Raw genomic sequence first — 26,827 nt, forward strand, 5'->3', positions numbered from 1 at the left:
CACTGGCCATTTTGCCAGGCCGCGACAAAAAGCTGCGATAAATCACGGCAGTTTGTCCGAGCCTGGCTGTCAGCAGCTTGACTGCTTCGGCTATGATAGGCCCTTTGATTCAATCGGCCTACCCAGGCCGGACACGTGCATTCAAGGATCCTATGAGCAAGCCCACTGCCGACAACGCGCCCAACGCCGCTGCCAAAGGCGCCCCCGCCGTCCCTGCGAACTTCCTGCGGCCGATCATCCAGGCCGACCTGGACTCGGGCAAGCACAGCAGCATCGTCACTCGTTTCCCGCCGGAGCCCAATGGCTACCTGCACATCGGCCATGCCAAGTCGATCTGCGTCAATTTCGGCCTGGCCAAGGAGTTCGGCGGCGTCTGTCACCTGCGCTTCGACGACACCAACCCGGCCAAGGAAGACCAGGAGTACATCGATGCCATCCAGCGCGACGTCAAATGGCTGGGCTTCGACTGGGCCGGCGACGTGCGTTATGCCTCGAACTACTTCGACCAATTGCACGACTGGGCCGTTGAACTGATCAAGCGTGGCAAGGCCTATGTCTGCGACCTGACCCCTGATCAGGCCAAGGCCTACCGTGGCAGCCTGACCGAGCCAGGCCAGAACAGCCCGTTCCGTGAGCGCAGCGTTGAAGAGAACCTCGACCTGTTCGCACGCATGAAGGCCGGCGAGTTCAAGGACGGCGAGCGCGTGCTGCGTGCCAAGATCGACATGGCCTCGCCGAACATGAACCTGCGCGACCCGATCCTGTACCGCATCCGTCATGCCCACCACCACCAGACCGGTGACAAGTGGTGCATCTACCCCAACTACGACTTCACCCATGGTCAGTCCGATGCCATCGAAGGCATCACCCACTCGATCTGCACCCTGGAGTTCGAAGGCCATCGGCCGCTGTACGACTGGTTCCTCGACAACCTGCCGGTACCGGCGCACCCGCGTCAGTACGAGTTCAGCCGCCTGAACCTTAACTACACCATCACCTCCAAGCGCAAGCTCAAGCAGCTGGTCGACGAGAAGCACGTCAGCGCCTGGGACGATCCGCGCATGTCGACCCTGTCGGGCTTCCGTCGTCGCGGTTACACCCCGGCCTCGATCCGCAACTTCTGCGAGATGGTCGGTACCAACCGCTCCGACGGTGTTGTCGACATGTCGATGCTCGAATTCAGCATCCGTGACGACCTCGACCGCACCGCGCCTCGGGCCATGTGCGTACTGCGCCCGCTGAAAGTGGTCATCACCAACTACCCTGAAGGCCAGGTCGAGCAGCTCGAACTGCCGCGCCATCCCAAGGAAGACATGGGCGTACGCGTACTGCCCTTCGCCCGCGAACTGTACATCGACCGCGACGACTTCATGGAAGAACCGCCAAAGGGCTACAAGCGCCTGGAACCGGCCGGTGAAGTGCGCCTGCGCGGCAGCTACGTGATCCGCGCCGACGAAGCGGTCAAGGACGCCGATGGCAACATCGTCGAGCTGCGCTGCTCCTACGACCCGGACACACTGGGCAAGAACCCCGAGGGGCGCAAGGTCAAGGGCGTGATCCACTGGGTGCCGGCAGAGGCCAGCGTCGAATGCGAAGTACGCCTGTACGACCGCCTGTTCCGCTCGCCGAACCCGGAAAAGGCCGAGGAGGGCGCCAGCTTCCTCGACAACATCAACCCGGACTCGCTGCAAGTGCTGACCGGCTGCCGTGCCGAGCCGTCGCTGGGCCAGGCGCAGCCTGAAGACCGCTTCCAGTTCGAGCGCGAAGGCTACTTCTGCGCCGACCTCAAGGACAGCCAGCCGGGCCGCCCGGTGTTCAACCGCACCGTCACCCTGCGTGACTCCTGGGGCAGCTAAGGAACCACCGTGCTTACCATCTACAACACGCTGAGCAAAACCAAGGAAGTCTTCAAGCCGCTCGATGGCAACAAGGTGCGCATGTACGTGTGCGGCATGACCGTGTACGACTACTGCCACCTTGGCCATGGCCGCAGCATGGTGGCCTTCGACCTGGTCACGCGCTGGCTGCGCAAGAGCGGCTATGAGCTGACCTATGTGCGCAACATCACCGACATCGACGACAAGATCATCAACCGGGCCAACGAGAACGGCGAAACGTTCGACGCGCTGACGGCCCGCATGATCGATGCGATGCACGAAGATGAACGGCGCCTGAACATCCTCAAGCCGGATCAGGAACCGCGAGCCACCGATCATATCGCCGGCATGCACGCGATGATCCAGACCCTGATCGACAAGGGTTACGCCTACGCACCGGGCAATGGCGACGTGTACTACCGGGTCGGGAAGTTCGTCGGCTACGGCAAGCTGTCGCGCAAGAAGATCGAGGACCTGCGCATCGGTGCCCGCATCGAGGTCGACGAGGCCAAGCAGGACCCGCTCGACTTCGTGCTGTGGAAAGGCGTCAAACCGGGCGAACCGTACTGGGATTCGCCTTGGGGACCGGGCCGTCCGGGCTGGCACATCGAGTGCTCGGTGATGTCCACCTGCTGCCTGGGCGAGAGCTTCGACATCCACGGTGGCGGCAGCGACCTGGAGTTCCCGCACCACGAGAACGAAATCGCCCAGAGCGAAGCGGCGACCGGCAAGCAGTACGCCAACGCCTGGATGCATTGCGGCATGATCCGCATCAATGGCGAGAAGATGTCCAAGTCATTGAACAACTTCTTTACCATCCGTGACGTGCTCGACGTGTACCACCCGGAGGTGGTGCGCTACCTGCTGGTGGCCAGCCACTACCGCAGTGCCATCAACTACTCCGAAGACAGCTTGCGTGATGCCAAGGGTGCCCTGGAGCGCTTCTATCACGCACTGCGTGGCTTGCCACGTGTGGCGGCCAAGGGTGGTGAGGAATTCGTCGAGCGCTTCAGCGTGGCGATGAACGACGACTTCGGCACCCCCGAAGCCTGCGCTGTGCTGTTCGACCTGGTGCGCGAAATCAACCGCCTGCGCGACAGCGACCCGGATGCGGCTGCCGGCCTGGCCGGTCGCCTGCGTGAGCTGGGTGATGTGCTGGGTGTACTGCAGCTGGAGGCCGATGACTTCCTGCGTGCAGGGGCTGAGGGCAAGGTCGATGCGGCTGAAGTAGAAGCGCTGATCCAGGCGCGCCTGCAGGCGCGTGCCGACAAGAACTGGGCAGAGTCCGACCGTATCCGCGACCAGCTGACCGCCATGGGCGTAGTGCTGGAAGACAGCAAGGGCGCGACCACCTGGCGTCTGGCTGACTGATGATGTAACAGGGGCCGCTTTGCGGCCCCATCGCCGGCAAGCCGGCTCCCACAGGTATTGCGCAGGGCTCGAAGATTGTGCTGTCGTGGTGGGAGCCGGCTTGCCGGCGATGGGCTGCACAGCAGCCCCCGCTTTTACCTGGGCAACCCCGCCAACGGGCAATGCAACACCAGCTTGGCCCCACCCAGCTCACTATCACCCACCACCAGCTCAAACCCATGCAGGTCGACGATCGCCGCAACGATCGACAACCCCAGCCCGAACCCCGGGTGACGGTGTCCTTCCTCGCTGCGATAAAACCGCTTCAGCACTGCAGTCCGCTCTTCCTCCGGAATCCCGGGTCCGCTGTCCTCGATAGCGATATGCACGCCTGCTTCGTCCTGCGTAGCCGTAATGGCCACCCGGCCACCTTCTGGCGTGAACTTGATGGCATTGCCCACCAGGTTGGCCAGCGCTTCGAACAGCAACTCGCGGTCCCCATGCAGCGCCGGCAAGTGCTCAGGCTGTTGCAGCTGCAGGCGAATACCGCCATCTTCGGCCAGGGGCAGGTAGAAATCATGCAACTCCACCAGCAGCTCACGCGGGGCCAGCTGAACGAAGCCAGCGCGGCGCTGGCGATCCTCCAGTTCACTGATGCGCAACAGGCCGCGAAAACGTGCCATCAGGGTATCGGTTTCGCCGATGGCCTGGTCCAGTGCCTCGGCTTGTGCCGAGTCCAGCCCGGTCTGCTGGCGGATGCGGTACAGCTGTGCACGCAGGCGGGTGAGTGGTGTGCGCAGGTCGTGGGCAATGTTGTCGCACACGCCCTTGACCTCATGCATCAGCCGTTCTATCCGGTCAAGCATGGCGTTGACGATGGCGGCCAGCATGTCCAGCTCGTCGCGCCGGGCCGACAGCGGCAGGCGGTGGGTGAGGTCGCCGGCGACGATCAGCTCTGCCTGCGCCTGTATGGCCCGAATGCGTTTCAAAGGCCTGCGGCGCAGCAGGTACCAGCCGGCGAAGCCCGGGATAAGTGTCAGCGATATGCCCCATAGCAAGGCGTGCAGGATGATGCGTGTCACCACGAACAACGAGCCGTTGTCGCGCAGCAGTACCAGCCAGCGGCCGTCCTGAACCTTGATTGCCACCGCGTCGCAGCTGTCACGTGGCATGTGCGGGTCATCGGCGTCCAGGCAACGCTCCAGTTCATGTACCTTGCCGTCCAGGCCGAGTTCCGGCGGAATTGCACGGATACGCCCGCCGATCGGGTTTAGCTGGGCGTCGAACAGGCCGTAAGCATCAAAGGCGCGTTCCTCGAACGCCTGGCTGGCGATCAGTGCGTCGTCCAGCTGCTTGCCGCTCATGTGCGCGAACAGGTGCTGGCGCTGCAGCATGGAATGGCGGGTCAGCTTGTTCAGGTAGCTGGAAACCTCGAAGTACAGCACCCCCATGAGGATGCTGCTCCACGCCACGAAGAGGAAGCTGTACAGCGCCAGCAGGCGGCTGGTCGAGGAGCTCCAGCCCTTAGACGGGTTCAGCAATGGCATAGCCGGAGCCCCGTACGGTACGGATCAGCGGCGATTGCCCGGGGGAATCGATCTTCTTGCGCAGCCGGCCGATATGCACATCGATCAGGTTGGTGCCAGGGTCGAAGTGGTAGCCCCAGACTTCCTCGAAGATCATCATCCGCGTGATTACCTGGCCGCTGTGGCGCATCAGGTACTCCAGCAATTTGTACTCGGTGGGCAGCAGGTTGAGCGTCTGGTCGCCGCGGCGGGCCTCATGGCTGATCAGGTCCAGTTGCAAGTCGGCGACCTGCAGCCGGGTCTGGGTCATCGGCACGCTGTTGCGCCGCAACAGCACTTCCACCCGGGCGGCCATCTCGTCGGAGGCGAACGGTTTGGTCAGGTAGTCGTCGCCACCGGCACGCAGGCCTCGTACACGCTCATCGACGTCGGACAGTGCGCTGATCATCAGGATGGGCGTTGCGATTTTCAGGTTGCGCAGGGTGGTGACGATGGTCAGGCCATCGACCTCAGGCAGCATGCGGTCCAGGGTGATCAGGTCGTAGCCGCCGCCGATGGCCTTGGCCAGGCCTTCACGGCCATTATCTGCCCAATCCACTTCCAGACCGTGGCTGGTGAGTTCGGCGACGATTTCCTGGCCGGTGACGGCGTCGTCTTCGATGGTCAGTACGCGTGGCATGCTGGTTCCTGGGCGTCTAGTGGAGGCTTGATTGTGCCAAAGAATAGACTGCCGGGAATTTAAGAAAAATTCATCTGGCTGCAGTTTCTTTGTTGCGGGGCAAACTCGCTTGCTCAATGTCTAAAGATGACGCAATCCCTGTGGTAGCGGGCTTGTCGGCGATGGGGCCGTAACGCTCAGCCAAAAAAAGGGGCATGCCAGCGTCTGGCATGCCCCGTGGTTCAGCGTGGCGCGATGGCTCAGGCGACCTTGACGATCCAGCCCGCCGGCGCTTCGACGTCGCCGCTCTGGATACCGGTCAGCTCGTTGTAGAGCTTCTGGGTGACCGGGCCAACCTTTTCCAGGTCATGGAACACGTGCAGCTTGCCGTTGTACTCGATGCCACCGATCGGGGTGATCACCGCGGCGGTACCGCAGGCACCGGCTTCGATGAAGCGGTCGAGCTTGTTGATTTCGACATCGCCTTCGATCACGGTCAGGCCCAGGCGCGAGGACGCCAGTTCCATCAGCGACAGGCGGGTGATGCCTGGCAGTACCGAAGCTGATTTCGGGGTGATGAATTCGTTGTTGGCGGTGATGCCGAAGAAGTTGGCCGAACCGACTTCCTCGATCTTGGTGTGCGTCAGCGGATCGAGGTAGATGGCGTCGGCGAAGTTGGCTTTCTTGGCTTCAGCACCTGGCTGCAGGCTGGCCGCATAGTTGCCGCCGACCTTGGCCGCGCCGGTGCCTTGCGGAGCTGCGCGGTCGAAGTTGGAAATCTGGAAGTTGTGCGGCTTCATGCCGCCTTTGAAGTAGGAGCCAACCGGGATGGCGAATACCGAAAAAATGAACTCCGGGGCGGTGCGCACGCCGATGTTGTCGCCGGTGCCGATCACGAACGGGCGCAGGTACAGGGCACCCTTGCCGTGTGGCGGGACGAATTTCTCGTTGGCCTTGACCACTTGTTTGCAGGCCTCGATGAACACATCGGTCGGCACATGCGGCATCAGCAGGCGAGCGCAGCTGCGCTGCATGCGGGCGGCGTTCTGGTCAGGGCGGAACAGGTTGATCGAGCCGTCCTTGCAGCGGTAGGCCTTGAGGCCTTCGAAACACTGCTGGCCATAGTGCAGGGCAGTGGAGCCTTCACTGATGTGCAGCACGTTGTCTTCAGTCAGGGTGCCTTTGTCCCACTCACCATTGCGCCATACGGACAGGTAGCGCTTGTCGGTCTTGATGTAGTCGAAACCCAGCTTGTCCCAGTTAATGCTTTCGTTACTCATGACACCCTCGATTGTCTTGCAAGTGCCCGATCGCTCGGGCTGCTGTTATATGCGCACCTCGCCACGATAATACATCCGCTGCGGATCGGGAACGGCCAGTCACGAATTGGCGGCTATCTGGATCATGGTGACGCCGATGGCAGGTGCAGGTAAGCGTCCAGCGCCAGTTGCTGGAGAAACACTGAATCATGGGAAGCCACCAGCATCGCCCCCTGAAACTGCCGTAGCATGGCCTCCAGCGCTTCAAGCGACGGCAGGTCCAGATGGTTGCCGGGCTCATCGAGCAACAGCAGGTCCACGCCGCGTTTGCGATAAAGCACACCAGCCAGTGCTGCCTTGAGCCGCTCGCCGCCGCTGAGCAAACTGCTGGGCAGCTCGATGCGTGCGGCATCGAGGCCCAGTTGAGCCAGCCGCATGCGCAGAACGCCGGATGGCAGTGTCGGGTTAGCCTCGCGCAGGTGTGCCAGAACGGTCTGCTGCCCGGGTAATGAACTGCAGTGCTGGTCGAGCATCGCGACTTCGCCACTCATCCGAACGCTGCCGGCCTGGATGGGCAACGCTTCGCACAGCACCTGAAGGAGTGTTGACTTACCACTGCCGTTGGTACCGACCAGTCCGAGCCGTTGGCCCAGGCAAAGGCGCAGGTCGATCGGTTCGGTACTGCCGCGCGGCAGCACAAGCCCCTGCAGTGCCAGCACTTCGCGACCAGGGTGCGATTGAGGTGTCGGCGCATGAAGAATGATCGCGCTGTCTCGCTCTACCTGGCGCGCCGCTTCCTGCACCTGCGTTTGCAGGGCCTGCAGGGCATCGTTGTGATCGCGACGCTGTTTGCCAGCCGTGGCCTGGCTACGTTGCTGCTGGCGGTCGATGAGTATCTTGGCCTGGTTGGCGTGCTTGGCGTGGTGGCTGGCACGTGACTGGTGGCGTTCAAGGCGCTCCCGTTGTTCGTGCAACGTTTTGGCGGTGAGCTGGCGCTCATGCTTTGCGCGGACCAGTTGTTGCTGAGCCTGTTCGCGCTGTTCGGCCTTGCGCTGGGCATAGAAGCTGTAAGGGCCCCCGAATGCCTGCAAGCCAAGGCTCGACAGTTCGACGATGCGCGACATGTGTTCGAGCAAGCCACGGTCATGGCTGATAACCAGCAAGCCCCGGTCCCAAGCCGTGATCATGGCCATAAGCTGAGCGCGCCCTTCGCTGTCCAAGTGGTTGCTGGGCTCGTCCAGGATCAGGTAATCGCTATCGCTGAGCCAGGCACCGAGCAGGGCGACGCGCATAGCCTGGCCGCCGCTGAGCTCGGCAGCGGGGTAATCGGGGGTGAGGTGACCCAGGCCGTGGCGATCCAGCAGGATGTGCAGCCGCTCACGAATGTCCCATTGATCGCCCACAGTGTCGAAACCGTGAAGGTCGATGCTGCCTTTTTCGATACTTTGCAACGCAGCGATCACCTGCCCGATCTGGGCTAGATCGGCGACGGTGGTACTGTGCCGGATCACTTGCTGGTCCAGGTGATGAACCCTGCCATGGCGAGTGCAGCGGCCGCTGCTGGGCAAACGCTGGCCGGCGAGTATCTGCCCGAGCAGGCTTTTGCCCACACCATTACGCCCGACCATGCCGGTCGGGCGTTGGTCAAAGCACGCGTTGAGGTCGGTAAACAGTGGCTTGCCATCGGGCAAAACCAGGGAGACGCTGTCCAGCGTCAGGAACGACGTATTCGTCATGCACAACTCCACTCATGCCGCGACATCTCCGGAGCAAACCAGAGGCTGAAGGCTGGCCGTCGAAGGGACGGCGGCATCAATGGCGCATTGGACGAATACCTCCTGTAGTGAGATGCAAGAGCCTAGCGCAAAGGCGAGGGGAGGTAAATCACCGCTCGCCTGTTGGCCTCAACGCCCCTGCAAGCGCTTGTTCCAGTCGCCTGCGTGGCTTCGTTGGCAGGCTTCTTCACTGTCGAAGCGCACATGCCATGCCGGGTGATCCAGCCTTATACCTGCCTCGTCCAGCGCCTGGGCCGTCAGTTTGAGCATGTGTACCTTCGCATCACTCGCCAGCGCTGCGGCCTTGTCCACCTCGCGCTCGAATACCCAGGTAATGCGCAAGCTTGCAGGGAACTGATCAGGGTCCAGGCGATGTGTCAGCCAGCTGAACCCGACGATTTGCGCCTTGGCCGTTTCGCAGGCGTCGGTCAGGCACGCCACCAGTTCACGCTCAAGGCGCGCCAATTCGCGTTTGCCCAATGCTTTCATTGCGCGGCCTCGTCATCGATCTGCTGGCAGAAACGCAACAGGTTACCGAACGGGTCACGTATCTGCATCTGCAGGCCCCAGTCGACACGCTCGGCCTGAGGGCGGGCGTAGCTGTACTGTTTGTCCTGCAGTTCACGTTCCAGCGCCAGCAGTTCATCGGTACGGGCAAACACCGTCGAACCTGGGCAGGCGTCGCCGTGATGCTCGCTCAGGTGCAGGACCAGGCCGTCGCGGTGGATTTGCGCATACAAAGGCAGATCCGGGCTGAAGCGGTGCTCCCAGTCCAGGGTGAAGCCGAGGAAATCGAGGTAGAACTCCTTGGCCTTTTCGACCGAGAAAATGCGCAGGATGGGGATGGCAGGGGCGAGAAGCATGGCTGTTCCTTGGCCGTGGGCGGTACTCAAGTGGATTGCCAGTCTACTGATTGTCGCGGCGAGCTGTCTTGTACGCGGTGATTACTCTGGCAGATTCAAGCACCGAAACAGGGCTGATCAGTGCCCTTGTGTCGTGCGTCATGACCCGGCATGCCCCATGCCAGAGCCTCGCGCAATATGTTTCATATGGCTTCACCTGCGTAGTTGGCCCGCAAACTGCTATATCCCAGCCAATCGAATTTGATCGAGTGGTCAGGCCTGCAGCACGTCGGTGCGCGGCGTTGATCCTCTTAACGGCCACCAGGCCGTGGATATCAGGGGCTATAGGATGTTGCTGGCGGAGCGCGTCGAACAATCTGAACATGATGCAGGCTGGAGTGCCCACCTGCAGTTGCGCTTTGTCGAGGGTGGTGGCGTGACCCGCCTTGGTGCGCGCCGGCATTTCGGCCCGCTTTTGGTGCAGCGGCCGTTCTACCCGGAAGGTGCGCCTTGCCACGTCTATGTGCTGCACCCGCCTGGCGGCATCGTCGCCGGCGACCGCCTGGAGCTGGATATTCATCTGGAACCCGGCAGCCATGCGCTGCTGACCATGCCTGGCGCCAGCAAGTTCTACCGCAGCATTGGCCCCACCGCGCGGCTTACCCAGCGCTTTCACCTGCAAGCTGGCAGCACGCTGGAGTGGCTGCCGCAGGACAGCATTTTCTTCTCCGGCGCCCGCGCCAGCCTCGACAGCCGCTTCACCCTGGAGCCCGGGGCCCGCCTGCTGGCCTGGGAAACGCTGTGCCTGGGCCGCCCGGTGATGGGCGAGCGATTCGATCAGGGCGCGCTGGACAGCCGTCTGAGCATCGAGTTACCCGACGACCCAGGCTTGCACGAACGCCTGCGCATCAGCGGTGGCCAGCTCGAAAAGCTCGGCGGCCACCCGTTGCTCGCTACCTTCTGTGCGTCCCCGGCAGACCCGTCCGTGCTGGAAAAGGTGCGGCACCTGCTCGATGAACTGAAAACCCCCGCCGGCGCCACCTTGCTGGGTTCGCTGCTGGTGATTCGCCTGCTGGACCACGACAACCAACATCTGCAACACACCCTGCAGCGCCTCTGGCACGTCCTGCGGCCGGCCGTTCTCGGCCTGCCGGCGTGCCCGCCGCGCATCTGGGCCACTTGAGAGAGCGCCATGGAGCTGACCCCGAGAGAGAAAGACAAACTGCTGCTGTTCACCGCCGCACTGTTGGCGGAACGGCGCTTGGCCCGTGGCCTGAAGCTCAACTACCCGGAGGCGGTGGCGTTGATCAGCGCCGCCGTGCTCGAAGGCGCCCGCGATGGCCGCACGGTAGCCGAGCTGATGAGCCTGGGCCGCGAAGTGATCGGTCGCGAGCAGGTCATGGACGGTGTTCCCGAGATGCTCCATGACGTGCAGGTCGAAGCCACCTTCCCTGACGGCACCAAGCTGGTGACTGTGCATGACCCTATCGTCTGACCTGGCCGAGGAGCCCAGCATGATTCCAGGTGAAATCCAGGTCGCCGCCGGCGACATCGAACTCAATGTCGGCCGTGAAACGGTCAGTGTCAATGTGGCCAATCATGGCGACCGGCCGGTGCAGGTGGGCTCGCATTACCATTTTTACGAGGTCAACGATGCACTGGTGTTCGACCGCGAGCCTAGCCGCGGCTTTCGCCTCGACATCCCGGCCGGCACTGCCGTGCGCTTCGAGCCGGGCCAGGCGCGTACCGTGCAGCTGGTGGCCTACGCTGGCAAACGCGAGGTGTATGGCTTTCAGGGCAAAGTGATGGGTGCACTGGAGGGCAAGGCATGAGCCGTATCTCACGTCGGGCCTATGCCGACATGTTCGGCCCTACCGTCGGCGACCGGGTGCGCCTGGCCGACACTGCCCTGTGGGTGGAGGTCGAGAAGGACTTCACGGTTTACGGCGAAGAGGTCAAGTTCGGCGGTGGCAAGGTCATCCGCGACGGCATGGGGCAGGGCCAGATGCTCGCGGCCCAGGCCATGGACCTGGTGCTGACCAACGCCCTGATCATCGACCACTGGGGCATCGTGAAAGCCGATATCGGGGTCAAGCACGGGCGTATCGCTGCCATCGGCAAGGCCGGCAACCCTGACGTGCAGCCGGGCGTGACCGTGCCGGTCGGCCCGGGCACTGAAGTGATCGCGGCCGAAGGCAAGATCGTCACGGCCGGGGGCATCGATTCGCACATTCACTTCATCTGCCCGCAGCAGGTGGAAGAGGCGCTGACCAGTGGCGTTACCACGTTCATCGGCGGCGGCACCGGGCCTGCCACCGGTACCAATGCCACGACCTGCACCCCAGGGCCGTGGTACCTGGCGCGCATGCTCCAGGCGGCCGACAGCCTGCCGATCAACATCGGCTTGCTGGGCAAGGGCAATGCCTCGCGCCCTGAAGCGCTGCGCGAGCAGATCGCTGCAGGCGCGGTGGGCCTGAAGCTCCACGAGGATTGGGGGTCTACCCCGGCAGCCATCGACTGCTGCCTGAGCGTCGCCGAAGAAATGGACATCCAGGTGGCGATTCACACCGACACCCTCAACGAATCCGGTTGCATTGAAGACACCCTGGCCGCCATCGGTGATCGCACCATCCATACCTTCCACACCGAAGGGGCCGGCGGCGGCCATGCACCCGATATCATCCGCGCGGCGGGGCAGGCCAACGTGCTGCCGTCCTCGACCAACCCGACCCTGCCCTATACGGTCAATACCGTCGATGAACACCTCGACATGCTGATGGTCTGCCACCACCTGGACCCGAGCATCGCCGAGGACGTGGCGTTCGCCGAATCGCGCATCCGCCGTGAAACCATCGCCGCCGAGGACATCCTGCACGACATGGGCGCCTTCGCCATGACCTCGTCCGACTCTCAGGCCATGGGCCGCGTTGGCGAGGTGGTGCTGCGTACCTGGCAAGTCGCGCACCAGATGAAAGTGCGCCGCGGCCCGCTGGCACCGGACAGCAGCTACAGCGACAACTTCCGGGTCAAGCGCTACATCGCCAAATACACCCTCAACCCTGCGCTCACCCATGGCATCGCCCATGAGGTGGGTTCGGTGGAGGTGGGCAAGCTGGCTGACCTGGTGCTGTGGTCGCCGGCCTTCTTCGCAGTCAAGCCGGCGCTGGTCATCAAGGGCGGGATGATCGTCACAGCGCCCATGGGCGACATCAATGGCTCTATCCCGACGCCACAACCGGTGCATTACCGTCCCATGTTCGGCGCGCTCGGTGCGGCCCGCCATGCCACGCGCATGACCTTCCTGCCCCAGGCCGCCATGGACCGTGGCCTGGCCCAGGAACTGGGTTTGCAGAGCCTGATCGGTGTGGCTCACGGCTGCCGCCGGGTGCGCAAGGCCGATATGGTCCACAACACATTGCAACCGGTGATCGAAGTCGATTCGCAGACCTACCAGGTGCGCGCCGACGGCGAACTGCTGGTTTGCGAGCCGGCCAGCGAACTGCCGCTGGCTCAGCGTTATTTCCTGTTCTAAAGGAGCGAAGATGATTGTCCTGACCCGCCGGATCGATGAATCCGACACTATCACCGGCACCGTTACCCTCGACGTCGACAGCCGTATCAAGAGCCGCCTGCGCGTTACCCTGGACGATGGCCGCGAGGCCGGCCTGATGCTCGAGCGCGGCCACTTGCTGCGCGGTGGCGAGCTGCTGGCCGATGCCGCCGGCAGCCAGGTGGTGCGAGTACTTGCAGCACCCGAGGCCGTATCGACCGTGCGTTGCAGCGATCCGCACCTGCTGGCGCGTGCCGCGTATCACTTGGGCAACCGCCATGTCCCGCTGCAGATCCAGCCGGGCCTGCTGCGTTACCAGCATGACCATGTGCTTGACGACATGCTGCGTGGCCTGGGCCTGGCGGTCGAGGCCGAGCAGGCGCCGTTCGAGCCGGAAGCCGGTGCCTACCAGAGCGCACCGCACAGCCACAGTCATGCGCACGATCACCCCTTCGTGCGCCTGCCAGCCCATTCCTGAACTGCCCCTTGGAGCCCACAATGAAAAAAACGCTTGCCCTTGCCCTGCTGCTGGTTGCGCTGCCGGCCTTCGCCCACCCGGGCCACGACAGCAACCCGCTGCACGATGGCCTGCTGCATCCGCTGACCGGCCTTGACCACTTGTTGATGCTGTTGGGGACCGGGGTACTGGCGGCCTTGACCCGGCGTAACCTGGCGCTGCCACTGGCAACCCTGGCAGCAATGTTCGCTGGTGCGCTATGCGGCCATCTGTTCGGTGATGTGCTGGGCATGGAGACCATGATCGCCGTGTCGGTGCTGGTGGCTGGCGTTGCCGTACTGCTGCCTAGCCGGCAGTTGCTGCTGGCGCTGGCCATGCCGGTGTTCGCCCTGTTCCATGGCTGGGCCCACGGCGTGGAGGCCACGCCCAGTGCCTTCTGGATGTTCAGCGCCGGCTTCGTTACCGTGAGCGGCTTGCTGCTGGTAGTGGGCTTTGCTGTCGGTTGCCTGCTGCGCCGCCATAGCGCCCTGCAGAAAGCCTTTGGTGGCGGCATGCTTGCCGGCGCCGCAGTGGTGCTGGCCGGTTGATGAACAGCGACCTGGCACTGCTGCGCCTGCTGCAGCTGGCCAGCCCCGGCTTGCCGGTGGGTGGCTTTACCTACTCGCAGGGCCTTGAGTGGGCCGTCGAGGCGGGTTGGGTGCGTGACATCAAAAGCTTCAGCGCCTGGCAGCGCGAGCAGATGAACGACACCCTCGCTTACCTGGACTGGCCGGTGCTGGCGCGCCTGTACTACGCGTGCAAGGCCGATGATGCCGACGCGTTTGCGCGCTGGAGCCGCTTTCTGCTGGCCAACCGCGAAACCGCCGAGCTGCGCCTGGAAGAGCAGCAGCGTGGCGCGGCCCTGGCGCGCCTGCTCGATGGCTGGCAGTTGGGCCAGGCGCCTGCCTGGCGCCCAAGCCTGGAGCTCAGCCAGTTGGGCGGTATGGCCTGGCTAGCCGTGCACTGGTCGATCCCGTTGCGTCAGCTTGCCCTCGGGCATGCCTTCGCCTGGCTAGAGGGCGCGGTCATGGCTGGGGTGAAACTGGTGCCGTTCGGCCAGCAGGCGGCCCAGACCCTGCTGCGCGATCTGGGCGAGATTCTGCCCGGCGTCATCGACCAGGCCCTGGCGCTGGGTGACGACCAGCTCGGTGGCGGCCTGCCGCTGCTGGCCATTGCATCATCGCGTCACGAAACCCAATACACCCGTTTGTTCCGTTCCTGAGGACTGCCTACATGCAAAGCTATCAGCAACCCCTGCGCGTCGGCGTCGGCGGCCCGGTCGGCTCCGGCAAGACTGCGCTGCTCGAATGCCTGTGCAAAGCCATGCGTGATCACTACCAGATCGCCGTGGTCACCAACGACATCTACACCAAGGAAGACCAGCGCATCCTCACCGAGGCTGGCGCCCTGGAGCCCGAGCGCATCGTCGGCGTCGAGACCGGCGGCTGCCCGCACACCGCCATCCGCGAGGACGCCTCGATGAACCTTGCAGCCGTGGAAGCGCTGGCGCGCAAGTTCGGCAACCTTGAAGTGATCTTCGTGGAAAGCGGTGGCGATAACCTTAGTGCCACCTTCAGCCCGGAACTGGCCGACCTGACCATTTACGTGATTGATGTCGCCGAAGGCGAAAAAATCCCGCGCAAGGGCGGCCCTGGCATCACCAAGTCCGATTTCCTGGTGATCAACAAGACGGACCTTGCGCCCTACGTCGGTGCCTCGCTGGAGGTGATGGAGCGCGATACCCAGCGCATGCGCCCTGAGCGGCCGTGGACTTTCAGCAACCTGAAGAAAGGCGACGGCCTGCAGGCTGTGATCGACTTCATCGTCGAGCGGGGAATGCTGGGGGTGAGGGGCTGAGGTCAAGCACTTCGACCCGGTTGCGGCCGTTGTGTTTAGCCTTGTACAGCTGCTCGTCGGCTTGCTTGAGCACGCTGCCGGCCTGTTGTGTATCGGGCCGGCGGCAGGCTACGCCAATCGACACGGTAAGCTTGCCCACATGGGGTGAATCGGCCTGTTCGACCGCGCTGCGTATCCGTTCGGCAATGCGCCGGGCATCGGCCAGGCCAGTGTCGGGCAGCAGCATGGTGAACTCCTCGCCACCGACCCGGCAGGGCAGGTCATCCTGGCGTGAATTGTGACGCAGCAGCTCGGCGAGGTGTTTGAGCACCTCGTCGCCAGCATCGTGGCCAAAGGTATCGTTGACCCGTTTGAAGTGGTCGATGTCCAGGGCCAGCACGGCGAATGCTCTTGAGCTTTGCATCAAGGCGTCCAGCGCCAGTTGCATGGCACGCCGGTTGGCAAGGCCGGTGAGGGCATCACTCTGAGCCTGCTGGCGCAGCTTGCCGAATTTTTCTTGCAGCAATTGCTCGCCTGTCAGCAAGGCGCGGCGGATGGCTGCGACCTCTACGTACCACGCGTCGATACGGCGCAGCTGTTCGCCGGTCTGGGTGGCGGACAGGTGACTGGCGCTGTGCGCCAGTTGGCGTAACGGCAAGGTCAGGCGGTAGGTCATCCATAGCATCAACAGCAAGCCGATAATGCTGACCGGCAGTATATAAAGCAGCACCTTGCGGGTCATTTCGCCCAGTGGTGCCAAGGCCAGATCCCGCGGTGTCTGGACCACCACTGCCCAGTGCGCTTCAGGCACCGGGGCAAAGCCTGCGAGCATGGGAACGCCAATATAGTTGGGCACTTCAAGGGTGCCTGCCTCGCCACGCAAGGCCGCGCTGATCGTCGGGCTGCTGCTGACCTGGGTGCCAATGCGCGCATGGTCGGGGTGGTGCAGCAGGCGTCCATTGCCGTCGGCGACGAAAGCGAAGGTACCGTCCTGTTGGTAGTGAAGGCCAATCAACGTATGCAGTGCGCTTTCTTTTTTGAGAAACACCGAACCGCCGACAATGCCCAGGTAACGGCCATCGGCGGCAAAGATCGGCTGCGAAACGAATATCACCAGCTCGCCCCCGCGCGAGGTGTAGGCGGAACTGACCCACGGCTGACGGGCTTGCACGGCTTGGCGGATTTCGCTGGAGTGCTGGTGGTGGCTGGTGATCTGCTCTGTGTTCGGATGAGCCACCAGCACCTGGCCTTGGGCGTTGACGATGACGATGGAGTTGAAGTCCTTGTCCTGCACCTGCAGTCGCTTGGCTTCCCTTTTCAGCATGGTCATGTCGTCCAGGCCACCGTCCAGTTGCCGGGCGGCGTAGGACAGGTGGTTGCGTGCCGAGCGCAGGAACTCGTTGATATCCGATGCCAGTTTGCTCGCATAGGCTTGGTTGGCCTTCAGCTCAAGGTCTACCAAGGCGTGGTGCTGTACCCGGTAGGCGACAGCGAGGGTGTTGCACAGGGTTGCCAGGCACGCCAGCACGACAATGCCGACAACCAGGGTTCGTAGGTGGAACATGGGCAAGCGCTTGAGCATGGGGGGCCTGTAATGCAAGGGCGACGGGCTCAAGTATGGCCGTATTCTGCCGAGCTGCAGCCATTGTGCCGCCCGGGCTGCTCAGCCATGGCGCAGGCGGCACTGTGGCGTGTTCAGTCATGGCAGCAATGAGGTTTGCCGGGCTGGCTTTCGTAGCGATCGTGATGCCGCACCCAATCCATGGTGCCTGCCTCGTTGCGCCCCAATGGCGCGATGTCGAGGAAATTGTAGGTATTGACCAGGATGTCGAGCCCGCGGGCATAGGTGGAGTAGGTATGAAAGATTGTGCCGTCCGGCGCCCGGTAGAAGGCGCTCAACCCAGGCAGCTCGCTTTCGTTGCCGGTATAGGGTTCGTAGTTGTATTGGCTGTTGCCTTCAGTGGCGACACTGACGCCGAAATCCTCATTGAAACTGCTGCCGTTTGACGAGTACCAGGGAAAGCGCCAGCCCATGCGCTGGCGAAATGCCTGGAACTCAGCGTGGGGCGCACGCGAAACGGCGACCAGCGAAACATCATGATGCGCCAGGTGCTGGTTGGCGCCGTCGAAATGGTCGGCGAGAAACGAGCAGCCGGGGCAGCCTTCGCTCCAGCCTTCGGCGAACATGAAGTGGTAGACCAGCAATTGACTGCGCCCGGCGAACAGGTCGGCGAGACTCAGCTGGCCTTCCGCGCCTTGAAAACGGTAGGGCTGTTCCAGCTTGACCCAGGGCAGGGCGCGGCGGGCGGCGGCCAGTTCATCGCGCTGGTGGGTGAAGGCCTTTTCATGCAGCCATAGCTGACGGCGAGCGGCCAACCATTGGCTGCGCGAGACGATGTCGGGCTTTTGAGGGTTCATGAGGGTGACTCCGCACGAGGGTTCAAGTGTGGTCGAGCGGGGAGGAGTGAGATCGACAGCAGGCCCTGTTGCCGCGACGAATGGTTGTGCGCCGCGCGATCCCAGTCACGCCAGGAGAATCAATCGGCACACTGCATCGTTTCGATGACCTCCCACAACCGCGGATCGTCAAAATCATCCACCACCAGCCTGGCCCCCGCTGCCATCAGCCGTTCTGCCGTCTGTGTAGTCGCCACCCCCACGGTGAAGATCCCGGCACCGCTCGCCGCTTTCACGCCCGGCAACGAATCCTCGAACGCCAGCGCTTGCTCGGCCGTTGCCCCCAGGCGCTGCAAGCCGGTCAGGTACGGCAACGGGTCAGGCTTGGGCCGTTCCAGCTCTTCGGCCACCAGTACATGCTCGAAATGTGCGCCGAGGCCCATTGCATTGAGCATGTGCTCGGCATTGAGCCGAGGTGCATTGGTCACCACGCACATTTCGATACAGACCGCCTGCGCATAGTCCAGCAGGCGCAGCAAGCCCGGCATGGGTTCAAGGGCAGGGGCCAGCTCGCGGAACAGCGCTTCCTTGCGATCAGCCAGCGCCAGGCATTCATGCGCGCCGGCTTTTGGAAACAGCTCGGCAAATAATGGCCCATTGGCCCGGCCACTGATCTGGGCATCGAACTGGGCCTGGGTCAGCTCACGGCCGTCATGTTCGCGCAACAACTGACGGAAGGCCTGCAAATGCAGGGTATCGGTGTCGGTGAGGGTTCCGTCGAGATCGAACAGCAGTGCAGTCAGCATCAGGCATCCAGGCAGTAGAAAACACATGTCAGGGGATGATAGCGAAACCTGGCGACGAAGGGGGCTGTTCAGCTTTCGATGAAAAGAGTACAAATGTGCTCCATGGACAATCTCACCCCCAAACGCCGCGCAATCCTCGACTTCATCCGTGAACGCATCACCGATCACGGCCAACCGCCGAGCCTTGCCGACATCGCCATCCGCTTCGGCTTTGCATCACGCAGCGTTGCGCGCAAGCACATCACTGCCCTGTGCCAGGCTGGGTACATCGACGTCACGCCCAACCAGGCACGGGGCATCCGCCTGGCCGCACCCTTGCGCCGCCCGGAAATTCTCGAAGTGCCCGTGCTGGGCCAGGTGGCTGCAGGCGCGCCGATTGGCCCCGACCTTGGCATTCACGAGCAGTTGCTGATTGACCCCAGCCTGTTCCGACGCACACCGGACTACCTGCTCAAGGTGCGCGGCGACTCCATGATCAATGACGGTATCTTCGACGGTGACCTGGTGGGTATCCGCCAGCAAGGCGAGGCCCGTGATGGCCAGATCGTGGTCGCCCGTCTCGACGGTGAGGTCACCATCAAACGCCTGCAACGCCAACCGGGCGGCTACCGGTTGCTGCCACGCAACCCTGCCTATGCGCCGATCGATGTCGGGCCTGAACGCGAGTTCTTCATCGAAGGCGTGTTCTGCGGCCTGTTGAGGCGCGACTGATGGGCGCGGTGGTCGATCTTGACCGGTTGCTGGACCAGCGCCAGGTCTGGCGCGGCCGGCAGGCCCGGGTACGGCCGACCGGGTTGCAGCCCACTGGCCATGCGGCGCTTGATCAACGGCTGCCGGAGGGTGGCTGGCCCGCAGCTGCGCTGAGCGAATTGCTGCTGGCCAGCCCCGGGTGTGGCGAACTGCAACTGCTGTGGCCCTCATTGGCCCGGCTGACCGCCGATAGCGGGCGAGTGGTGCTGGTGGCGCCCCCCTTCATTCCCTACGCACCGGCCTGGCAAGCTGCCGGGGTGGACTTGCGCTGGCTGGTCCAGGTCGATGCCGAACAGGCCGACGCGCTCTGGGCTGCCGAGCAGTGCCTGCGTTCTGGCAGTTGCGCCGCCGTACTGTGCTGGCCGGAGCGTGCCGATGACCGTGCGTTGCGGCGCTTGCAGGTGGCGGCAGAAACCGGGCAGGCGCTGGCTTTTGCCTGCAGGCCACAACAGGCTGCGCACAATCCATCCCCGGCCGCGGTGCGCATCGCCATCGACGCGCGGCCCGCGCAATGGCGTGTGCTCAAGTGCCGGGGTGGTTTACCGCCGGCTGCTGCCATCGCCTGTCCCGGGCAGGGTTGATGCAACATGCTTTGGGCCTGCATTCTTTTGCCGCAGTTGGCGCTGGACTCGATCCTGCGCGAACGCGATGACGCCGATGCACCATTGGTGCTGATTGGCGGGCCTGTACAACGGCGCGTGTTGCAGGCCGTAAACCCCGCTGCGGCGGCCCTCGGCCTGCGTGCCGGGCTTACCCTGACCGCTGCCCGCGCCTTGGCCGACGGTTTCAACTGTGTCGAGGCAGATGCTGCGCGCATCGAGCATCTGCAGCAATTGCTGGCGGCCTGGGCGTACCGCTTCAGTGCCCAGGTCAGCCTGCACTACCCGCGCGCTTTGTTGCTGGAAGTGGGCTCCAGCCTGCAACTGTTCGGCCCCTGGCCCGCGTTCGAGGCGCGCTTGCGCGAGGAACTCGCAGCCTTGGGGCTGCGTCAGCGGATTGTCCTGGCCACCAACCCGGTGGCGGCGCGCATGCTTGCCAATGGCCATGATGGGCTGGCGCTGAGCTGCCCGGAAGAAACCCGGGCGGCGCTTGCACGCATGCCTATTGCGCGGGTGGGTTTACCGCAGGACGCCGCTGAAGCGTTCGCCCGCATGGGGCTGCATCAGCTTGACCAGGTACTGGCGTTGCCGCGTGATGCATTGGCCAGGCGCTTCAGTGCCCAGGTCCAGTTGCACCTTGACCAGTTGCTGGGCCTGCGTACGCTTGGCTTGAGTTTCTATCAACCGCCGGACCGCTTCGAAACGCGGCTGGAGCTCAACTTCGACGTCGAATCGCACCAGGCGTTGCTGTTCCCGTTGCGGCGCATGCTCAACGATCTGGCCGCTTTCCTCGCCGGGCGAGACTGCGGTGTACAGCGGTTTTGCCTGTACCTGGAGCATGCCGAGGGGCCGGATACGCCATTGCAGGTCGGCCTGCTGGCCGCCGAGCGTGATGCGGCAATGCTCTTCGAGCTGGCGCGCGGGCGCCTGGAGCCTCTGCGCATCCCGGCACCGGTGCGTAAACTGCGCCTGGTGGCCGATGACTTGCCGGCTTTCGTGCCCCAGCACCACGCGTTGTTCGACCCACGCGCCCACCAGGCCCAACCCTGGGAGCAACTGCGCGAGCGCTTGCGTGCCCGCCTGGGCGACGAAGCGGTCAAGGGCCTGCGCGCTGAAGCCGACCACCGCCCCGAATGTGCCTGGCAGTCCGCCGAGCAAGGCGGGCAGGGCAGCCTGCCCGCCTTGCCCGGGAGCCGCCCGGGCTGGTTGTTGCCCCAGCCACTGGCACTGGATGCCAGCACTCACAGGTTGCTGGGGCAGGCCGAGCGTATCGAGTCGGGCTGGTGGGATGGCGGTGATGTACGCCGCGACTATTACTGCATCGAAACCCGTGAAGGCCTGCGCGGCTGGGCCTATCGCGACCTGGCCAAGCCCGGCCCCTTGTGGCTGCAGGGCTGGTTCGCATGAGCGCGCCGGGCTACGCCGAACTGCATTGCCTGTCCAACTTCAGCTTCCAGCGCGGCGCATCCAGCGCCGAAGAGCTGCTGCGCCGAGCCCGGGAGCAGGGTTACCAGGCCCTGGCGATTACCGATGAGTGCACCCTGGCCGGTATCGTGCGTGCCTGGCAGGCTGCCAAAGCGCAGCAGATACGCCTGATCGTCGGCAGTGAAGTGCGCCTGCACAATGGCCCGAAGCTTGTGTTGCTGGTACAGGACCTAAGTGGTTACCAGAACCTGTGCGCCTTGATTACCCGCGCCCGCCGGCGAGCTCAAAAGGGCAGCTATCAATTGTTCCCTGACGACCTGCGCGAACTGCACCGAGGGCTGCTGGCGTTATGGCTTGCCGAGGACTCCAGGGACCTGGCAACCGGCCAATGGCTGCAGGGCGTGTTCGGCGAACGCTTATGGTTGGGTGTGCACCTGCATCGGGGCAGCGATGACGAGACCCGCCTGGCCCGGCTACGCGGCCTGGCTGGGCAACTGGGCATTCGCGCCGTGGCGTGCGGTGACGTGCACATGCACGTACGCGGCCGGCGGGCTTTGCAGGATTGCATGACCGCTATCCGCCAGCATTGCAGTGTCGCCGAGGCAGGGCGGTTTCTCTTCGCCAATGGCGAGCGTCACCTGCGCACGCTGGAGCAACTGGCCGAACTTTATCCGGCCGACCTGCTGAGCGAAACACTCTGTATTGCCGAACGCTGTCAGTTCGACCTCGGTGAATTGCGCTACCAGTATCCGCGTGAGCTGGTGCCCGAGGGGCAAACCCCGGCCAGTTGGTTGCGCCAGTTGTGCGAGCGTGGCCTGGCCCATCGCTGGCCGTCGGGGCCAAGCGACAAGGTGCGCGAGGTGCTGGCCAAGGAGCTGGCGCTGATCGCAGAGCTTGGCTACGAAAGCTACTTTTTGACTGTGCACGATATCGTCGCCTTTGCCCGCAGCCAGCACATCCTTTGCCAGGGCCGCGGTTCGGCAGCCAACTCGGTGGTGTGTTTCGTGCTGGGTATCACCGAGCTCGACCCGATGAAGCATCGCCTGCTGTTCGAGCGTTTTCTGTCACGCGAGCGCAACGAGCCACCGGACATCGACGTCGACTTCGAGCACGACCGTCGCGAAGAAGTGATCCAGTACGTGTTTCGGCGTTATGGCCGGCACCGCGCAGCGCTCACTGCGGTGGTCAACACCTACCACGCTGCCGGCGCGGTGCGTGATGTCGCCCGTGTACTGGGTTTGCCTGCCGATCAGGTCGATGCCCTGGCCAAGTGCTGTGGTCGCTGGAGCGATCGCATACCGGACGAGCAACGCCTGGCCGAGGCCGGCTTCGAGCCCGGCAGCCCTTCGTTGCGGCGCATTCTGGTGCTGGCCGCGCAGCTGATAGGGTTCCCCCGTCATCTGTCTCAGCACCCAGGCGGCTTCGTCATTTCCGAGCAACCGCTGGACCACCTGGTGCCGGTCGAAAACGCCGCCATGGCTGAACGTACGGTCATCCAGTGGGACAAGGACGATCTGGACATGGTCGGCCTGCTCAAGGTCGATGTGCTCGCCCTGGGCATGCTCAGCGCCTTGCGCCGCTGTTTCGACCTGATGCAGCAGCACCGGGGCCGGCACCTGACCCTGGCGACGATCCCCGCCGAAGACCCGGCCACCTACGCGATGATCAGCCGCGCAGAGACCATGGGCGTTTTCCAGATCGAATCACGCGCTCAGATGGCCATGCTGCCGCGGCTCAAGCCCTCCACCTTCTATGACCTGGTAATCGAAGTCGCCATCGTGCGCCCGGGGCCGATTCAGGGCGATATGGTGCACCCCTACCTGCGCAGGCGCTTGAAGCAGGAGCCGGTGACCTACCCATCGCTCAAGCTCAAGGAAGTCTTCGAGCGCACTTTGGGCGTGCCGCTGTTTCAGGAGCAGGTCATGGAGCTGGCCATGGTGGCCGCAGACTACAGCCCCGGTGAGGCCGACCAGTTACGCCGCAGCATGGCCGCCTGGAAGCGCCATGGTGGCCTGGAGCCACACCGCGAACGGCTGGTACAGGGCATGCTGCGCAACGGCTACGACCTGGCGTTTGCCGAGCGCATATTCGAGCAGATCAAGGGCTTTGGCAGTTATGGCTTCCCGGAATCGCACGCGGCCAGTTTCGCCTTGCTGTGCTATGCCAGCAGTTGGCTCAAATGCCATGAGCCGGCGATTTTCACCTGTGCGCTGGTCAATAGCTGGCCGATGGGCTTCTATAGCCCCGACCAACTGTTGCAGGAGGCACGCCGCCAGGGGATCGAGGTACGGCCGGTGGATGTAGGCCATAGCCAGTGGGATTGCACACTGGAGCCTGTTGCTGAAGGTGCCTTGGCCATCCGCCTGGGGTTGCGGCAGATCCGAGGTTTTGCCGAAGCCGATGCTCGGCGGCTGGAAGCGGCCAGGGCGCGCAGGCCGTGGCGCGATGTCGAGGACCTGTGCTTGCGTGCCGGCCTCGACAGCAGAGCCCGCGCCCGGTTGGCCGATGCCGGGGCGTTGCGCGCCCTGGCACGTGACCGTCACCAGGCTCGCTGGCAGGTCGCGGCGGTGCAGCCGCAACTGCCCCTGTTCGCCGAGTTGCAGGCAACGCCCGAAGCCGCGGTGGCATTGCCTGCGCCTACTGTCGGCGAAGACCTGGTGGCCGACTACGCCACTTTGGGAACCACGCTGGGCCCCCACCCGCTGACGTTGCTGCGTTCGCGCCTTCGGGTGCTGGGCTGTCGCAGCTCGCAGGAGCTGGCGGGTGTTGAGCATGGCGATGCAGTCGCCGTGGCTGGGCTGGTGGTGGGGCGGCAACGGCCACAGACCGCCAGCGGGGTGACTTTTGTGACCCTTGAGGATGAATTCGGCATGGTCAATGTGGTGGTTTGGCGCGAGCTGGCCGGGCGGCAACGGCGCGCGCTGGTGGGGGCTCAATTGCTCAAGGTGAGTGGCCGCCTGGAACAGGAGAACGGGGTGCGGCACCTGATTGCGCGGCGGCTGGAGGATGTCAGTGTGTTGCTGCAGGGGCTGGATGTGAGGAGCCGGGACTTTCACTGATTTGACCGGCGAACGGGCTGCAACGCAGCCGCAGTCGCCGTTGTCGGCCGAGCGGTCAGACCATTGCCAGGTGCTGCTTGCGTGTTGGCGCCGGGAATGCCCTGTCAATGGCCCGCAAGTCCTCACTGGTCAAGCTCAAGCCTGCGGCAGCCGCATTCAACCTTACATGCTCCGGCGACACCGCCTTGGGAATCGCTATGACCCCGTCTTCGCGCGTCACCCAGGCCAGGCAGACCTGCGCCGGGGTGGCCCCATGGCGCTCGGCGATCTCGTGCAAGAGCGGATGCTGCAGCAGTTTTCCTGCCTGGGCCAACGGGCAGTAGGCCATGGTCGGTAACCCGCGTTGCCGGCTCCAGGGCAGCAGGTCGAACTCGATGCCACGCTGTATCGGGTTGTACAGCACTTGGTTAGTGGCGCAAGCAGGGCGGTCCAGCTCGCTCAGGTCGTCGACATCGAAGTTGGAAACACCCCAGTGGCGAATCTTGCCCTGTTCGCGCAAGCGCTCGAACGCCTCGACGGTTTCTTCCAGCGGGTATTGGCCGCGCCAGTGCAGCAGGTACAAGTCGATGACATCGGTGCCCAAGCGAGTGAGGCTGCGTTCACAAGCAGCGGGTACGCCGCGCTGGCTGGCATTGTGCGGGTATACCTTGCTGACCAGAAAGACCTGATCGCGCCGCCCGGCGATGGCCCGCCCGACCACTTGCTCAGCGCCACCTTCGGCGTACATCTCGGCGGTATCGATCAGGTTCATCCCCAAGTCGATGCCTTGTTGCAGCGCGGCCACCTCGGCAGCTCTGCGTGCCGGATCCTCGCCCATGTACCAGGTGCCCTGGCCAATGGCCGGCACTTTGCAACCTGCCAGTTTCATGTAACGCATGTCACCTCCGGAATCTGTGTGTGGGAAAGCAGTACCTCAAGCAGCGCCTGCGCTGCAGTGGAAAGTTTATGGTCGCTCAAGGCGATGACGCCGATCCGCCGTTCTACAGCGGGCTCTACCAGGGTAATGCAACGCGCGCCAAGCTCCTGCATCTGGTTGATGCACAGCGCCGGCACCGCGCTCACGCCCAGCCCACTGGCGACCATGCGGCCAATGGTCGAGAGCTGGTGGCTTTCAAACGCCACCGCGAGCTTGCCGTGCAGTGCCGCTACGTTCTGCTCCAGCAGCAGGCGCACGGCCGAAGGGCGCTGCAGGGCGATGAAATCTTCGGCCAGCAACTGCGCCCAGCTGACTTCGGCCAGCTCGGCCAACGGGGAATCGGTGGGCACCACAGCAACGAAGCGGTCCAGGTACAGCGGGTGGAAGCGCAGGCCGTCGGTGTTTTCCGGTTCGAAGCCGATGCCCAGTTCGACGCGGCGGTGGCGCACCAGTTCAAGGACCTGCTCGTTGATCACGTCGTGCACCGTGACGTTGACCTTCGGGTAACGTTGGCGAAACACCTTGAGTGAACGGGGCAGCAGGTTGCCGGCAAAAGCCGGCATGGCCGCCACCGACACCCGCCCCAATTGCAGGGTGAAGCGCTGGCGCAGCATTTCCTCGGTGTCGTCCCAGTCGGCCAGCAGGCGCCGGGCCAGTGGCAGCAGGACCTCACCTTCGGCCGTCAGGCTGACGCTGCGCGTGGTGCGGGTGAGCAGGGCGCCGCCAAGGTTGTCCTCCAGGGCCTTGATGGTCAGGCTCAACGCCGGTTGTGATACATGCAGGTGTTCGCCGGCCTGGGCAAAACTTTGGTACTTGGCCACGGCGACGAAGGCGCGCAGTTGCTTGACGTTCATGGCGGGCTCACAGGTTGTTTTGAAAAAGTTATCAATCGATGACGAAAACAAAATTAACAAATCAGTCGCCAGCGGTGAAGATGCCTGCACACGCTCACCGACAGCCTCGTCGGTCAACAACTACAAAAGGCGGATCAGCATGGCCGGACTGGACAAGCGCGTAGCAACCTATGAACAGGCCCTTGAAGGCTTGACCGACAACATGACGGTACTGGCCGGCGGTTTCGGCCTGTGCGGTATCCCGGAAAACCTCATCGCCGAAATCAAGCGCCGTGGCGTCAAGGGCCTCACCGTGGTTTCCAACAACTGCGGCGTCGATGGCTTTGGCCTGGGCGTACTGCTGGAAGAGCGGCAGATCCGCAAGATGATTGCCTCGTACGTCGGCGAAAATGCCGAATTCGAGCGCCAGCTGCTCAGTGGCGAGCTGGAAGTGGAACTGACCCCGCAAGGCACCCTAGCCGAAAAAATGCGCGCTGGCGGCGCCGGCATTCCGGCCTTCTACACCGCCACCGGCTATGGCACGCCAGTTGCCGAAGGCAAGGAAGTGCGGGAGTTCAAGGGCCGCAAATACATCCTGGAAGAATCGATTACCGGCGATTTCGCCATCGTCAAAGGCTGGAAGGCCGACCACTACGGCAACGTGGTTTACCGCAACACTGCTCAAAACTTCAACCCGCTGGCCGCCACCGCCGGCAAGATCACCGTGGTCGAAGTGGAAGAGATCGTCGAGCCAGGCGTGCTGCTGCCCAGCGAGATCCACACCCCTGGCATCTTCGTCGACCGGGTCATTGTGGGCGCCTTCGAAAAACGCATCGAAAAGCGCACCGTCAAGGCCTGAGCGCCGTCCTCCAG

Annotated in this window: 26 protein-coding genes; 15 read left to right on the forward strand and 11 right to left on the reverse strand. The window is 63.6% G+C overall.

Features of this window, described 5'->3' with window-relative positions:
• Positions 1–152: 152 nt before the first annotated feature.
• The gene (locus tag JET17_RS12230) at positions 153–1,856 is read left to right on the forward strand and encodes a glutamine--tRNA ligase/YqeY domain fusion protein (protein WP_012314266.1); all 1,704 of its coding nucleotides are present in this window, start codon (positions 153–155) and stop codon (positions 1,854–1,856) included.
• 9 nt (positions 1,857–1,865) lie between these two features.
• Positions 1,866–3,248 carry a cysteine--tRNA ligase gene (gene cysS, locus JET17_RS12235; protein WP_012314267.1) on the forward strand — a complete coding sequence of 461 codons (1,383 nt, stop codon included), beginning with the start codon at positions 1,866–1,868 and terminating at the stop codon, positions 3,246–3,248.
• Positions 3,249–3,382: 134 nt separating this feature from the next.
• On the opposite strand, the gene JET17_RS12240 is transcribed toward cysS, so the two are convergent.
• The 6 genes from JET17_RS12240 to JET17_RS12265 form a co-directional block, all read right to left on the reverse strand.
• Positions 3,383–4,774: a sensor histidine kinase gene (locus JET17_RS12240; protein WP_012314268.1), complete on the reverse strand. Its 1,392-nt coding sequence runs from the start codon at positions 4,772–4,774 to the stop codon at positions 3,383–3,385.
• Positions 4,752–5,432, reverse strand: a complete 681-nt coding sequence (locus tag JET17_RS12245) for a response regulator transcription factor (RefSeq protein WP_012314269.1) — start codon at positions 5,430–5,432, stop codon at positions 4,752–4,754. The genes JET17_RS12240 and JET17_RS12245 overlap by 23 nt, the downstream gene beginning before the upstream one ends.
• A 239-nt stretch (positions 5,433–5,671) precedes the next feature.
• Positions 5,672–6,691 carry a branched-chain amino acid aminotransferase gene (locus tag JET17_RS12250; RefSeq protein WP_012314270.1) on the reverse strand — a complete coding sequence of 340 codons (1,020 nt, stop codon included), beginning with the start codon at positions 6,689–6,691 and terminating at the stop codon, positions 5,672–5,674.
• A 122-nt stretch (positions 6,692–6,813) separates the two neighbouring features.
• Positions 6,814–8,406, reverse strand: coding sequence for an ATP-binding cassette domain-containing protein (locus JET17_RS12255; RefSeq protein WP_012314271.1), 1,593 nt, complete (start codon positions 8,404–8,406; stop codon positions 6,814–6,816).
• 168 nt (positions 8,407–8,574) lie between these two features.
• Positions 8,575–8,934 carry a hypothetical protein gene (locus JET17_RS12260; protein WP_012314272.1) on the reverse strand — a complete coding sequence of 120 codons (360 nt, stop codon included), beginning with the start codon at positions 8,932–8,934 and terminating at the stop codon, positions 8,575–8,577.
• Positions 8,931–9,308: a glyoxalase superfamily protein gene (locus tag JET17_RS12265; RefSeq protein ID WP_012314273.1), complete on the reverse strand. Its 378-nt coding sequence runs from the start codon at positions 9,306–9,308 to the stop codon at positions 8,931–8,933. Before JET17_RS12265 ends, JET17_RS12260 begins: the two co-directional genes overlap by 4 nt.
• A 328-nt stretch (positions 9,309–9,636) precedes the next feature.
• On the opposite strand from JET17_RS12265, the gene JET17_RS12270 reads away from it, so the two are divergent.
• Genes JET17_RS12270 through ureG form a run of 8 tightly spaced genes read left to right on the forward strand, consistent with a single transcriptional unit; the run spans position 9,637 to position 15,190 of the window.
• Positions 9,637–10,470: an urease accessory protein UreD gene (locus JET17_RS12270; protein ID WP_012314274.1), complete on the forward strand. Its 834-nt coding sequence runs from the start codon at positions 9,637–9,639 to the stop codon at positions 10,468–10,470.
• 9 nt (positions 10,471–10,479) lie between these two features.
• Positions 10,480–10,782 (forward strand): urease subunit gamma, encoded by a 303-nt coding sequence (locus JET17_RS12275; protein WP_012314275.1) that lies wholly within the window; start codon positions 10,480–10,482, stop codon positions 10,780–10,782.
• A 19-nt stretch (positions 10,783–10,801) separates the two neighbouring features.
• Positions 10,802–11,119, forward strand: coding sequence for an urease subunit beta (locus JET17_RS12280; RefSeq protein WP_012314276.1), 318 nt, complete (start codon positions 10,802–10,804; stop codon positions 11,117–11,119).
• A complete protein-coding gene (ureC, locus tag JET17_RS12285; RefSeq protein WP_012314277.1) occupies positions 11,116–12,819 on the forward strand; it encodes an urease subunit alpha in 1,704 nt (567 codons plus the stop codon). Before JET17_RS12280 ends, ureC begins: the two co-directional genes overlap by 4 nt.
• Before the next feature lie 10 nt (positions 12,820–12,829).
• Positions 12,830–13,315: an urease accessory protein UreE gene (ureE, locus tag JET17_RS12290; protein WP_012314278.1), complete on the forward strand. Its 486-nt coding sequence runs from the start codon at positions 12,830–12,832 to the stop codon at positions 13,313–13,315.
• Positions 13,316–13,335: 20 nt separating this feature from the next.
• Entirely contained in the window at positions 13,336–13,881 is a 546-nt protein-coding gene (locus JET17_RS12295; protein WP_012314279.1) for a HupE/UreJ family protein, read from the forward strand.
• The gene (locus JET17_RS12300) at positions 13,881–14,555 is read left to right on the forward strand and encodes an urease accessory protein UreF (protein ID WP_012314280.1); all 675 of its coding nucleotides are present in this window, start codon (positions 13,881–13,883) and stop codon (positions 14,553–14,555) included. The genes JET17_RS12295 and JET17_RS12300 overlap by 1 nt, the downstream gene beginning before the upstream one ends.
• A gap of 11 nt (positions 14,556–14,566) precedes the next feature.
• On the forward strand, positions 14,567–15,190 hold the full coding sequence (gene ureG, locus JET17_RS12305; RefSeq protein ID WP_012314281.1) for an urease accessory protein UreG: 624 nt from the start codon (positions 14,567–14,569) through the stop codon (positions 15,188–15,190).
• Here ureG and JET17_RS12310 read toward each other — a convergent pair.
• The 3 genes from JET17_RS12310 to JET17_RS12320 form a co-directional block, all read right to left on the reverse strand.
• Complete coding sequence (locus JET17_RS12310) at positions 15,153–16,733, reverse strand: sensor domain-containing diguanylate cyclase (RefSeq protein ID WP_233100426.1); 1,581 nt, start codon at positions 16,731–16,733, stop codon at positions 15,153–15,155. The two genes, ureG and JET17_RS12310, sit on opposite strands and share 38 nt — an antisense overlap.
• 131 nt (positions 16,734–16,864) lie before the next feature.
• On the reverse strand, positions 16,865–17,587 hold the full coding sequence (locus JET17_RS12315; RefSeq protein WP_012314283.1) for a DUF899 domain-containing protein: 723 nt from the start codon (positions 17,585–17,587) through the stop codon (positions 16,865–16,867).
• Positions 17,588–17,706: 119 nt separating this feature from the next.
• Entirely contained in the window at positions 17,707–18,372 is a 666-nt protein-coding gene (locus tag JET17_RS12320; RefSeq protein WP_012314284.1) for an HAD family hydrolase, read from the reverse strand.
• Between the two features lie 93 nt (positions 18,373–18,465).
• Between JET17_RS12320 and lexA the strand changes: the two genes are divergently transcribed.
• From lexA to JET17_RS12340, 4 genes are read left to right on the forward strand one after another with little or no spacing between them, the layout of a single operon-like run.
• A complete protein-coding gene (gene lexA, locus JET17_RS12325; RefSeq protein ID WP_012314285.1) occupies positions 18,466–19,083 on the forward strand; it encodes a transcriptional repressor LexA in 618 nt (205 codons plus the stop codon).
• On the forward strand, positions 19,083–19,703 hold the full coding sequence (gene imuA, locus JET17_RS12330) for a translesion DNA synthesis-associated protein ImuA (RefSeq protein ID WP_012314286.1): 621 nt from the start codon (positions 19,083–19,085) through the stop codon (positions 19,701–19,703). The genes lexA and imuA overlap by 1 nt, the downstream gene beginning before the upstream one ends.
• Positions 19,704–19,709: 6 nt before the next feature.
• Positions 19,710–21,128, forward strand: a complete 1,419-nt coding sequence (locus JET17_RS12335) for a Y-family DNA polymerase (protein ID WP_012314287.1) — start codon at positions 19,710–19,712, stop codon at positions 21,126–21,128.
• Positions 21,125–24,205, forward strand: a complete 3,081-nt coding sequence (locus JET17_RS12340; protein ID WP_012314288.1) for an error-prone DNA polymerase — start codon at positions 21,125–21,127, stop codon at positions 24,203–24,205. Before JET17_RS12335 ends, JET17_RS12340 begins: the two co-directional genes overlap by 4 nt.
• A gap of 55 nt (positions 24,206–24,260) precedes the next feature.
• On the opposite strand, the gene JET17_RS12345 is transcribed toward JET17_RS12340, so the two are convergent.
• Together JET17_RS12345 and JET17_RS12350 are read right to left on the reverse strand one after the other, a co-directional pair.
• The gene (locus JET17_RS12345) at positions 24,261–25,082 is read right to left on the reverse strand and encodes an aldo/keto reductase (protein ID WP_042111421.1); all 822 of its coding nucleotides are present in this window, start codon (positions 25,080–25,082) and stop codon (positions 24,261–24,263) included.
• A complete protein-coding gene (locus JET17_RS12350) occupies positions 25,070–25,975 on the reverse strand; it encodes a LysR family transcriptional regulator (protein WP_012314290.1) in 906 nt (301 codons plus the stop codon). The genes JET17_RS12345 and JET17_RS12350 overlap by 13 nt, the downstream gene beginning before the upstream one ends.
• A 139-nt stretch (positions 25,976–26,114) precedes the next feature.
• Between JET17_RS12350 and JET17_RS12355 the strand changes: the two genes are divergently transcribed.
• Positions 26,115–26,813: a CoA transferase subunit A gene (locus JET17_RS12355; protein ID WP_012314291.1), complete on the forward strand. Its 699-nt coding sequence runs from the start codon at positions 26,115–26,117 to the stop codon at positions 26,811–26,813.
• The last annotated feature ends 14 nt before the right edge of the window (positions 26,814–26,827 follow it).

Origin of the sequence: Pseudomonas putida (genome assembly GCF_016406145.1) — a bacterium.
In the GTDB taxonomy this organism is placed as follows: domain Bacteria; phylum Pseudomonadota; class Gammaproteobacteria; order Pseudomonadales; family Pseudomonadaceae; genus Aquipseudomonas; species Aquipseudomonas putida_E.